Source organism: Hydrogenophaga sp. Root209, assembly GCF_001428625.1.
Taxonomy (GTDB): Bacteria; Pseudomonadota; Gammaproteobacteria; order Burkholderiales; family Burkholderiaceae_C; genus Hydrogenophaga.
The window spans coordinates 92,957-102,124 of the sequence record NZ_LMIE01000029.1; the positions used below are offsets into that span (position 1 = coordinate 92,957).

Sequence of the window (9,168 nt, forward strand, 5' to 3'; positions counted from 1 at the left end):
CGCGCCCCGCTTCAAACCCGCGGGCTTTTGCGCTGAGGAAGCGGCGCGAAACCGTGGTTGAGCGGACCGTGACCCGCACCGGTGTACACATCGGCGCCCTGCTCGATGGCTTGCAGGATGTAGCGGCGCGCCTGCGCGACCGCGCGGTCCAGCGGCTCACCCAGCGCAAGGTGCGCGGCAATGGCCGACGAGAGCGTGCAACCGGTGCCGTGTGTGTTGCGGCTGGCGATGCGCGGCGATGCGAGTCGCTGCACCGGGCCCGTGCCGGTGACCAGCAGGTCCGCCACCTCGTCGCCCGGCAGGTGCCCGCCCTTGAGCAACACCGCCGGTGCGCCCATGGCGAACAGATCGCGCGCGGCGGCTTCGAGCTCGTTCGCCGATTCGATGGTGCGGCCGAGCAAAAGAGCGGCTTCGTCCAGGTTGGGCGTGATCAGCGTGGCCAGCGGAAACAGCTCGTCCACCAGCACCTGCACGGTCGTGGGGGTGATGAGTGCGTCGCCGCTCGTGGCCACCATCACCGGGTCAAGCACCACGCGCTGCACCTTGTAGTGTTTCAAGGCCCAGGCCACCGTGCGCACGATGTCCGGCGCGTGCAGCATGCCGATCTTCACAGCGTCCACACCGATGTCGTCGAACACGGCGCACAGCTGCGCCTTGAGCATCTCGGGTGGCACGCCATGGATGGCGCTCACGCCCAGCGTGTTCTGCGCGGTCAGCGCGGTGATCGCCGTCATGCCGTAACAACCCAGCGCCGCAAAGGTCTTCAGATCGGCCTGGATGCCGGCGCCGCCACCGCTGTCGGAGCCGGCGATGGACAGGACGCGGGTGTAGCGCTGGGGTTCGTTCGTCATGGCGCGCATTGTGGACCATGCGAAACACCCCCCGCGCGGCTTCGCCGCTCCCCCCTCCGCTGCGCGAGGGGGGCGCACCCTGGGACCGGCAGAGCCGGATCCTCGGGTGCCCTGAATGCGTGCGCGACGTTTCTTCTCCCTCGCCCTTTGGGAGAGGGTTGGGGTGAGGGCACGCGCGCCCAGGTGCGTCGAGTTCAAGATGAACTGACATGAACGCATTGAAAAAGCCCATCGCCGTGGTGCTCGGTGCCGGCCTCATGGGCCGCCTGCTGGCCTGCGCGCTGGCACAGCGCGGCCACCGGGTGGAGGTGTTCGATGCCGGGGGACCTCAAGCCGAACTCGCCGCCGCGCGCGTGGCTGCGGCCATGCTCGCGCCGCTGGCCGAATCGGCCGTGACCGAGCTCCCGGTGGTGCGCATGGGCCAGCACGCGCTGGCGCGCTGGCCGCAACTGCTGGCCACGCTGGAGCAGCCGGTGTTCTTTCAACAAAGCGGCACCGTGGTGCTGTGGCACCGGCAGGACACGGCCGAGGCCGAGCGCTTTTCGGGCCAGCTCGCGCGCACCTCGGCCGCACTGCCCTCGCTGCCCCAGGCGCAGCGCATGAACGCGGACGCGCTCACCGCGCTTGAGCCCGCGCTGGCGCACCGTTTTGCGCAGGGCCTGTACCTGCCCCATGAGGGCCAGCTCGACAACCGCGAACTGCTCGCCGCGCTCGCGCACCAGATGCAGACCCAGGGCGTGACGGTGCACTGGAACGCCCCGCGCACCCCCGACGCGGTCGACCCGGGCCCGCACGCCTGGCTGTTCGACTGCCGTGGCCTCGGGGCCCAGCCGCAATGGAACGCGTTGCGCGGTGTGCGCGGCGAGGTGGCGCGCGTGCATGCGCCGGGCGTGAGCCTGTCGCGTCCCACGCGTCTGTTGCACCCGCGCTACCCGCTGTACATCGCACCCAAGCCGGGTGGCATGTTCGTCATCGGCGCCACCGAGATCGAGTCCGACGACCTCTCGCCCGCGAGCGTGCGCTCCACCCTGGAACTGCTGAGCGCGGCCTACACGGTGCATCCGGGTTTTGGCGAGGCGCGCATCATCGAACTGGGCGTGCAGTTGCGCCCCACCCTGCCCGACAACCTGCCCGAGATCCGCCTGATCGCACCGCGCCGCATGCAGATCAACGGCCTGTACCGCCACGGCTTCCTGATCGCACCGGCCATGCTCGATGCCGCCCTGCAAGCCATGGACAATGGCGAATCCGCGCTGGCCGAACAATGGGGCCTGTCGCTCCAGAACACCGCCCGCTGAACCCTTGCGCATGAACGTCTTCATCAACCAGCAACCCCGTGAACTGCCCGCAGGCGCCACGCTGGCCGATGCGCTGCGCGTGTGCGATCCACCGGCCGTGTTCGCCGCCGCGGTCAACCTGCAGTTCGTGCCGCGCACCGCCTACGCGCAGCAGGTGCTGGTCGAAGGCGACCGCATTGAAATCATCGCTCCCATCACCGGGGGCTGAGGAGCCGCACCATGGACATGACCACCCCGCTCACCCACGACGACCCGCTGATCCTCTACGGCGAGGTTTTCCAGAGCCGCCTGATGCTGGGCACCTCGCGTTACCCCTCGCCGGCCACGCTCGAAGCGGCCGTGAAGCGCGCCCAGCCCGCCATGCTCACCGCCTCGCTGCGCCGCCAGGGCGCGGTGCAGCCCGAGGCCGGCGCGGCGTTCTGGAAACTGCTGCAGGAGCTGGCTGTGCCGGTGCTGCCCAACACCGCCGGCTGCCACAGCGCGCAAGAGGTGATCACCACCGCGCAGATGGCGCGCGAGGTGTTCAGCACGCCCTGGATCAAGCTCGAACTCATCGGCGACGACTACAGCCTGCAGCCCGACACGCTCAACCTGGTGGACTGCGCGCGCCAGCTGATCAACGACGGCTTCAAGGTGCTGCCCTACTGCACCGAAGACCTGGTGCTGTGCCAGCGCCTGGTCGACGTCGGCTGCCAGGCCGTGATGCCCTGGGCCGCGCCCATCGGCACCGGCCGCGGCCCGGTGAACCCCTATGCCATGCGCCTGTTGCGCGAGCGCCTGAAGGTGCCGCTGATCGTGGACGCCGGCCTGGGCCTGCCCTCGCACGCCTGCACCGTGATGGAGTGGGGCTTTGACGCCGTGCTGCTCAACACCGCGGTGGCGCTGGCGCAGTCGCCGGTGGACATGGCCGGCGCGTTTGCCGACGCGGTGCGCGCCGGGCGTGCCGCTTACCGCTCTGGAGCCATGCAGCAACAAGACAGCGCCCAACCCAGCACCCCGGTGCTCGGCACCCCTTTCTGGCACCACCCATGATCCTCACCCGCAACCCCACCCTGAACGTGGCCATGAACGTGCAGGCGATGGCGCAGACCATCGTGCAGGCCCACCACGCCACGCTGGCCTTGCCCATTCCGCCAGAAGCGCAAGCCCTCAAGGGCGACCAGGACGACATGGTGTTTGCCGCCGCGCTGCTGGCTGGCCACGCACTGGGCTTCGTGCCGGCCGATGCGCTGTGCCTGGCGCAGGCGTGGTCTCGCCAATCGCTGCGCACGGGAGAATTTCACCCCGAACAGTGGCCCACCGAGCCGGTCGATTTCGGCCTGGCCCCGTGGCCGCGCCAGAACGCGTTTGCACCTTGTCCGTCGGCGCTGGGGCTTTACGCGGTGATGCCCGACGCGGCCTGGACGATCCGCATGGCCCGTGCGGGCGTGCCCACCGTGCAACTGCGTTTCAAGTCGGGCGACGCGGCGGCCGTGCGTGCTGAAGTGTTCAGCGCCGTCGCCGGCGTTCAGGGCACGGGTGCGCGCCTGTTCATCAACGACCACTGGCAGCTCGCCATCGAGGCCGGCGCGTATGGCGTGCACCTGGGCCAGGAAGACCTGCAGGCCATGACGCCCGCCGGCCTCAAGGCCATCAAGGCCGCCGGCCTGCGCCTGGGCCTGAGCACCCACGGTTATGCCGAGATGTTGATCGCCGACCAGCACAGCCCGAGCTACATCGCCATGGGCGCGGTCTTCCCCACCACCCTCAAACAGATGGCCACCGCGCCACAAGGCACGGGCCGGCTGGGCGTGTATTCGAAAATGCTGCGCGACTACCCGCGCGTGGCCATCGGCGGCATCGACCTCGGCACACTGCCCGACGTGTTGAAGACGGGCGTGACCTCGGTGGGTGTGGTGCGCGCGTTGATGTCGGCGCCCGACCTGCAAGCCGCGGTGGCCACCTGGAACGCCGCGATCACACCGGCCTGAGCGGGGTGTGCGCCCCGGCGGGCAACCGGATCTCGATGGGGTCCTGGTCCGAGACCACACCGCCGCGCAGCACCACCGCCATCACACCCGCCTTGCGGATCAATTCGCCCTCAGGCGAGCGGTCGAGCACCGCAGCCATCAGGCCGGGTTGAAAGCGGTCGATCTGCACACAAGGGTTGCGCAGGCCCGTGATGCGCACCACGGCGTCGGGCCCGAGGTGGAGTTCGGTGTCCGTGGGCAAAGCCAGCAGGTCGATGTCCCGCGTGGTGACGTTTTCGCCAATGTCTCCCGGCCGCACCGCGTGGCCCTGCGCGGACAACGCTGCCAACAACTCGGACTGCAGCAAGTGCACCTGGCGCAGATTGGGCTGGGTCGGGTCGCGCGCCACGCGCGAACGGTGCTGCACCGTCTCGCCGCAATGCGTATCGCCTTCGACGCCCAGATCGGCGAGCAGCGTGATGCACCCGAACCGCTGCTTGGAAAATTCGTGGACCGGGCTGAGGTGAACGGCGAGGATGTGGGCACTCATGGTGCGCCGGTTTTTAGCACACCGGCCTCAAACCACCTCACGCCGCCCCACGCCTTTCATCATCGGCTTCACGCTCAGCCCGTGCAGCAGGATCGACAGCGCGACCACGATCAGCGTGAGCTGAATCAGCTGCAGCGCCAGGGGTTCGGGCAGCCCGTGCTGGATGGCGTACATCAGGTAGTAGAGCGAGCCGATGCCGCGCACGCCGAACCAGGCGGTCATGCCGCGCACGGAAGCGATGGTGTGCATGCCCAGCAAGCCAACGCACACGCTCAGCGGACGTGCCACGAAGAACAGGAACAGCGCCAGGCCCACCGCCGCCCAGCTCCAGGAATCGCGGTACAGCGCGCCGCCCAGCAAGAGCACCAGAACCAGTTCGGACAGTCGCTCCAGATGCTCCTTGAACACCAGCGCTCCCCGGCTCACGGTGGAAGCGGGCTCGCCGGCCGACGCAACAGACGGTGCCGCGCCCGCCGAGACAGGCTCGCCGGCCGCGGCAGGGAGCCGATCCCGCCGCGCGAGCCGCATCTCGGTCTGGCGCAGGGCCACAGCCCCGAAAAACACCGCCAGAAAGCCCCAGGCGTGCAACCACACGCTCAGGCCATAGACCACACCGATGAAGCCCAGGCCCAGGAAATCGTCCAGCAGCTCGTGGCGCTGCGGCGCCCCGCGCAACCACCAGCCCACGCGCGCCAGCGCCACGCCCGACACCACACCGATGGCGACGCCTCCGACCGTGGCCCAGAGCACGTCCACCAGCACCCACTGCAGGCCGTACTCGCCGAGGTTGCGCAGGCCCAGAAGCCCCAGGCCCAGCATCACGAAGGGAAAAGCCGAGCCGTCGTTGAGACCCCCTTCGCAGGTCAGCGTGAAACGCAATTGATCCCGGTCTCCGGGGTGGCGGCTCTGCACCTCGGTGGCCAGCACCGGATCGGTGGGCGCTACGATGGCACCCAGCAGGATGGCCGCGCCCAGTGGCAGGCCCAATACCCACACGCCAAATGCCGCCACCAGGCCCACGGTGAGCGCCATGGAGACACTGGCCAGCAACAGCGGCGCACGCCACTGTCGAAAGCTGAACGGCACGGGCATCTTCACGCCTGCGGAAAACAGCGAGATCAGCACCGCCACTTCGGTCAGCACCTCGAGCACCGCCGACTGTTTCAGTGGATTGAAACTGAAGGCGCCCAGCACGGTGGGGCCCATGATCAGGCCGACCGCGAGGTAGAGCATGGCCGGGGTGAGCGGCACGCGCTTGAGAACAGTGGACGCCACACCCATCACGAGCAGCATGGCGCCAACGAGGACGAACCACTGGGAAACGCTCATGAAACCACCTCCATGCTGCGCACCGTGCCCCCGGCGCGGATCAAGCCAGGGTGCGGGCCGCTTTCTCGCGCGCCTGCACTGGAGACGTCGTCATGGGCGTCCCCGCCGGGAGTCAGTTGGTCCTGGCCGGCACCGGCACCTGCGTCAGCAGATCAGCCAGTTCGTCGGCGTGTTCCTCTTCCACGGCAAGGATCGATTCGAGCAGTCGGCGCGTGGTCGGGTCACCGTCGCCGAGGGACTCGATCGCGTGGCGGTAGCTGTCGATGGCGATACGCTCGGCCACCAGGTTCTCGCGGATCATCTCGGTCAGCGTGGCGCCTTCCACGTACTCGGCATGGCTGCGCCGGGTGAGGGAATCGGGCGAGAAGTCGGGTTCTCCACCGAGCTGCACGATGCGCTCGGCCAGCTGGTCGGCGTGGCCCTGCTCTTCGTTCGAGTGCACCAGGAATTCGGCAGCCGTGGCGTGCGAGTGGATGCCGCTGGCCATGAAGTGGTGGCGGCGGTAGCGCAGCACACACACGAGTTCGGTGGCCAGTGCGTCGTTGAGCATGGCGATGACCGCCTTCAGGTCGGCGCTGTAGCCGGCGGTCACGGCGCCTTCTTCCATGCGTTGGCGCGCACTCTTGCGCAGTTCGGTGATGTCCAGGGGTTTGTTTTGTGGGTTCATGGTGTTTTCCTTCGGGTGTGGGGGATCAACGCGCCTTGATCTGGCCGCTGTCGTCCGAGAGCACGATCTCGACGCGACGGTTCGTCTGGCGGCCCGCGGCGGTGTCGTTCGACGCCACCGGGTGGGCCTCGCCGTAACCCCGCGAGGCCACACGGGTGGATGCAATGCCCTGGCGCAGCAAGGCAACGCGCACCGCATCGGCGCGCTCGGTGGACAGGGTCTGGTTGTAGGCATCGGCGCCGGTGCTGTCGGTGAAGCCTTCCACCAGCACGGTGCGCTGCGGGTCGGCATTGAGCACCTCCACCAGTTGGTCCACCATGCGCAGGCCGGAGGGCTTGAGCGCGGAGCGATCCACGTCGAACAGCACGTCACCCAGTGTGATCACCACGCCGCGCGGTGTCTGCTTGGCGTTGAGTTCGGCCATGCGCGCTTCGAGCAGGCGGTTGCGCTCCATCGCCATGGCCGCCTGACGCTGGGCCTCCGTGGCATCGGTGCGGGCTGCCCCGGCCGTGCGTTGCGCTTCGGCTGCGGCGCGCTGGGCGGCCTCGGCCTCTTGCGTTCGCGCCTGCAGTTGGGCGGCGGTGCGCGCGGCACCGGCGTTGGCCACGCTGAGCTCGGCGGTCTTGAAGTTCACCGTCTCGCGCACGATGAACGCGCGCTGCGAGGCCACGTAGGCCAGGTGATTCACCCGCGCCTCATCTTCTCGATTGGCCAACGCCACGTTGGCCGCGTTCAATGCATCGGCGGCCTGGCGCAACTCGGTGGGGGCCTGGTTCTGCGAACGTGGGTCGGCTTGCACGGTGCGGTAGTCCTCGCGCGCCTGGTCGAGCCGGACGTTGGACAACGGCGTGGTGCTGCAGCCAGCCGCGACGGCCAGAGCGGTGAGGGAAAGCGCGAAGCGGTGTGCGGTTTTCATGGCATGTCCTGGGGTGTCGGTGTTGGTCATCGGGGAGCCGTGCGCTCGATTTCCTGGCGCAGGGCGCGGCCGTCTTCGCGCAGTTCGGTGGCAGCCTTGTCGGCGCGGTTGCTGCGGGCCTTCACTTCGGCCAGCCGGGCATCCACCTGCACTTCGTCTGACAGCAACAGCGCGCGGTCGTACTGCTGCTGGCTCATGGCGGCTTCAGCCAGGGCCTGCTTCTGCCGGGCGATGTTGAGCTCGGTGGGCGCGAGCTCGGCCGCACCCGCGCGGGCTGCCGTTTCAACCGCGACGCGAGACAGCGCCAGCTCCTGCGTGGGTGCGGGCGTTTTGGTGGCGCACGCCATCAACACGAGCGTGAGAGCGGTGAGTGCGGTGAGGGCAAGCAGACGCGCGATCTGGTGGCGGGACGGTGCAGGAAGGGGCTTTGCGCGAGGCGCGAATGCGTTGTTCATCGAGGGTTCCTTCAGGTCAGCATGGGCCACGGAGGCCGACTCTGCCAGCATGGGCGCGCAGCTTCTTCGCGTCGGTGCTTTGGCGCACAGACCCACGGCACGCCACCGAATAAAAGCAACTGTGGCGACCTGCACGGCCGTGCTTGTCGAGACCGCTCCAACCAAAGGACATCACATGAACTGGGACACCATTCAAGGCAACTGGAAACAACTCACCGGCCGCGCCAAGCAGCAGTGGGGCAAGCTGACCGACGACGACCTGACGCAGGTGGCAGGCCACCGCGACCAGCTCGCCGGCAAGATCCAGGAACGCTACGGCATTGCCAAGGACGAAGCCGAAGAACAACTGAAAGCCTGGGAGAAGAGCTCCGACGATTCGTGGCTGAACATCACGACCGACGCCGAGCACGCGCAGAAGCCCCGGCGCTGACGTGAATGGACCTCGCGCAGCGGGGGAGCGTGGGGGCAAACGAGACTGCCGCCGGGCCGCCCCAAGGCAGGCTCAGCCCCCTCGGGGGGGTAGCGACCCGTGCAGCGGCGGAGCGTGGGGGCACGAAGATCCGGCGCAGGGCCGCCCCAAGCCGGATCAGCCCCCTCGGGGGGCAGCGGACCTCGCGCAGCGGCGGAGCGTGGGGGCCCTCATTTCATCGCCATGAGTTCGCTGTGCAGCAACTTGTCGGCCTCGTAGCAACTGCATGATTCGGCTTCCAGCCCCGCCCGGTCGAGCACCTTGAGCTCGCCGCGGTGGTACTCGATGAGGCCGTCCTTCTGGAAGTCGCTCGCGGCTTTGGTCACACCCACACGGCGCACGCCCAGCATCAGCGAGATGAACTCCTGCGTGACGTGAAAGTGGTCTGCCTGAGCGCGGTCCTGGCTCATGAGCAGCCAGCGTGCCAGCCGCTGGCCGATGGGGTGAAAACGCTCGCAGGCCGAAGCGAGCGATTGTTGGTGCAGGCGGACCATCAAGGTGCGCTGCAACAGGTCCTTCAAAGCGGGCATCTCTTCCATGACCTTGCGAAAAACCTGCGCGTCGATGCGCCAGCAACTGCCCGCACCCTGCACCAACGCACGCCATGGCGTCTTGGCCTCGCCCAGCACCAGTTCCGATCCGAGCATGGCCTCGCGCCCGACCATGCCCACCTCCAGTGGCGGG

At 68.4% G+C, this 9,168-nt stretch carries 12 protein-coding genes; 5 read left to right on the plus strand and 7 right to left on the minus strand.

The window, feature by feature from the left end; genetic code table 11:
* Positions 1-11: 11 nt before the first annotated feature.
* Positions 12-851 (minus strand): bifunctional hydroxymethylpyrimidine kinase/phosphomethylpyrimidine kinase, encoded by an 840-nt coding sequence (thiD, locus tag ASE11_RS13960; protein ID WP_056274133.1) that lies wholly within the window; start codon positions 849-851, stop codon positions 12-14.
* Positions 852-1,060: 209 nt separating this feature from the next.
* On the opposite strand from thiD, the gene ASE11_RS13965 reads away from it, so the two are divergent.
* From ASE11_RS13965 to ASE11_RS13980, 4 genes are read left to right on the plus strand one after another with little or no spacing between them, the layout of a single operon-like run.
* The gene (locus ASE11_RS13965; RefSeq protein ID WP_056272527.1) at positions 1,061-2,149 is read left to right on the plus strand and encodes an FAD-dependent oxidoreductase; all 1,089 of its coding nucleotides are present in this window, start codon (positions 1,061-1,063) and stop codon (positions 2,147-2,149) included.
* Between the two features lie 10 nt (positions 2,150-2,159).
* Positions 2,160-2,357, plus strand: coding sequence for a sulfur carrier protein ThiS (gene thiS, locus ASE11_RS13970; RefSeq protein ID WP_056272532.1), 198 nt, complete (start codon positions 2,160-2,162; stop codon positions 2,355-2,357).
* Positions 2,358-2,374: 17 nt separating this feature from the next.
* The gene (locus ASE11_RS13975) at positions 2,375-3,181 is read left to right on the plus strand and encodes a thiazole synthase (RefSeq protein ID WP_056274135.1); all 807 of its coding nucleotides are present in this window, start codon (positions 2,375-2,377) and stop codon (positions 3,179-3,181) included.
* Positions 3,178-4,119 carry a thiamine phosphate synthase gene (locus tag ASE11_RS13980; protein ID WP_235501298.1) on the plus strand — a complete coding sequence of 314 codons (942 nt, stop codon included), beginning with the start codon at positions 3,178-3,180 and terminating at the stop codon, positions 4,117-4,119. The genes ASE11_RS13975 and ASE11_RS13980 overlap by 4 nt, the downstream gene beginning before the upstream one ends.
* On the opposite strand, the gene ASE11_RS13985 is transcribed toward ASE11_RS13980, so the two are convergent.
* The 5 genes from ASE11_RS13985 to ASE11_RS14005 all read right to left on the minus strand — a co-directional run bounded on the left by ASE11_RS13985 (position 4,106) and on the right by ASE11_RS14005 (position 8,015).
* Positions 4,106-4,648: an MOSC domain-containing protein gene (locus ASE11_RS13985; protein ID WP_056272535.1), complete on the minus strand. Its 543-nt coding sequence runs from the start codon at positions 4,646-4,648 to the stop codon at positions 4,106-4,108. The two genes, ASE11_RS13980 and ASE11_RS13985, sit on opposite strands and share 14 nt — an antisense overlap.
* Before the next feature lie 27 nt (positions 4,649-4,675).
* Positions 4,676-5,977, minus strand: a complete 1,302-nt coding sequence (locus ASE11_RS13990) for a cation:proton antiporter (protein WP_056272538.1) — start codon at positions 5,975-5,977, stop codon at positions 4,676-4,678.
* 112 nt (positions 5,978-6,089) lie between these two features.
* Positions 6,090-6,644 (minus strand): ferritin-like domain-containing protein, encoded by a 555-nt coding sequence (locus ASE11_RS13995; protein ID WP_056272541.1) that lies wholly within the window; start codon positions 6,642-6,644, stop codon positions 6,090-6,092.
* A 25-nt stretch (positions 6,645-6,669) separates the two neighbouring features.
* Entirely contained in the window at positions 6,670-7,560 is an 891-nt protein-coding gene (locus ASE11_RS14000) for an OmpA family protein (protein ID WP_056274142.1), read from the minus strand.
* Between the two features lie 26 nt (positions 7,561-7,586).
* On the minus strand, positions 7,587-8,015 hold the full coding sequence (locus tag ASE11_RS14005) for a DUF4398 domain-containing protein (protein WP_162258050.1): 429 nt from the start codon (positions 8,013-8,015) through the stop codon (positions 7,587-7,589).
* A gap of 175 nt (positions 8,016-8,190) precedes the next feature.
* Here ASE11_RS14005 and ASE11_RS14010 point away from each other — a divergent pair, with 175 nt between their 5' ends.
* On the plus strand, positions 8,191-8,445 hold the full coding sequence (locus ASE11_RS14010) for a CsbD family protein (RefSeq protein ID WP_056272548.1): 255 nt from the start codon (positions 8,191-8,193) through the stop codon (positions 8,443-8,445).
* A gap of 209 nt (positions 8,446-8,654) precedes the next feature.
* Here ASE11_RS14010 and ASE11_RS14015 read toward each other — a convergent pair.
* A partial coding sequence (locus ASE11_RS14015) for a Crp/Fnr family transcriptional regulator (protein WP_235501299.1) occupies positions 8,655-9,168 on the minus strand: 514 nt, incomplete at its 5' end.

What these genes read in the sequence shown, in the direction of transcription:
- ASE11_RS13975 (WP_056274135.1), top strand. Translation starts at nt 2,375, where the DNA reads ATGACCACCCCGCTCACCCACGACGACCCGCTGATCCTCTACGGCGAG.
- ASE11_RS13985 (WP_056272535.1), bottom strand. Translation starts at nt 4,648, where the DNA reads ATGAGTGCCCACATCCTCGCCGTTCACCTCAGCCCGGTCCACGAATTT.
- ASE11_RS13990 (WP_056272538.1), bottom strand. Translation starts at nt 5,977, where the DNA reads ATGAGCGTTTCCCAGTGGTTCGTCCTCGTTGGCGCCATGCTGCTCGTG.
- thiD (WP_056274133.1), bottom strand. Translation starts at nt 851, where the DNA reads ATGACGAACGAACCCCAGCGCTACACCCGCGTCCTGTCCATCGCCGGC.
- ASE11_RS13965 (WP_056272527.1), top strand. Translation starts at nt 1,061, where the DNA reads ATGAACGCATTGAAAAAGCCCATCGCCGTGGTGCTCGGTGCCGGCCTC.
- ASE11_RS14010 (WP_056272548.1), top strand. Translation starts at nt 8,191, where the DNA reads ATGAACTGGGACACCATTCAAGGCAACTGGAAACAACTCACCGGCCGC.
- ASE11_RS14005 (WP_162258050.1), bottom strand. Translation starts at nt 8,015, where the DNA reads ATGAACAACGCATTCGCGCCTCGCGCAAAGCCCCTTCCTGCACCGTCC.
- ASE11_RS13995 (WP_056272541.1), bottom strand. Translation starts at nt 6,644, where the DNA reads ATGAACCCACAAAACAAACCCCTGGACATCACCGAACTGCGCAAGAGT.
- ASE11_RS13980 (WP_235501298.1), top strand. Translation starts at nt 3,178, where the DNA reads ATGATCCTCACCCGCAACCCCACCCTGAACGTGGCCATGAACGTGCAG.
- ASE11_RS14000 (WP_056274142.1), bottom strand. Translation starts at nt 7,560, where the DNA reads ATGAAAACCGCACACCGCTTCGCGCTTTCCCTCACCGCTCTGGCCGTC.
- thiS (WP_056272532.1), top strand. Translation starts at nt 2,160, where the DNA reads ATGAACGTCTTCATCAACCAGCAACCCCGTGAACTGCCCGCAGGCGCC.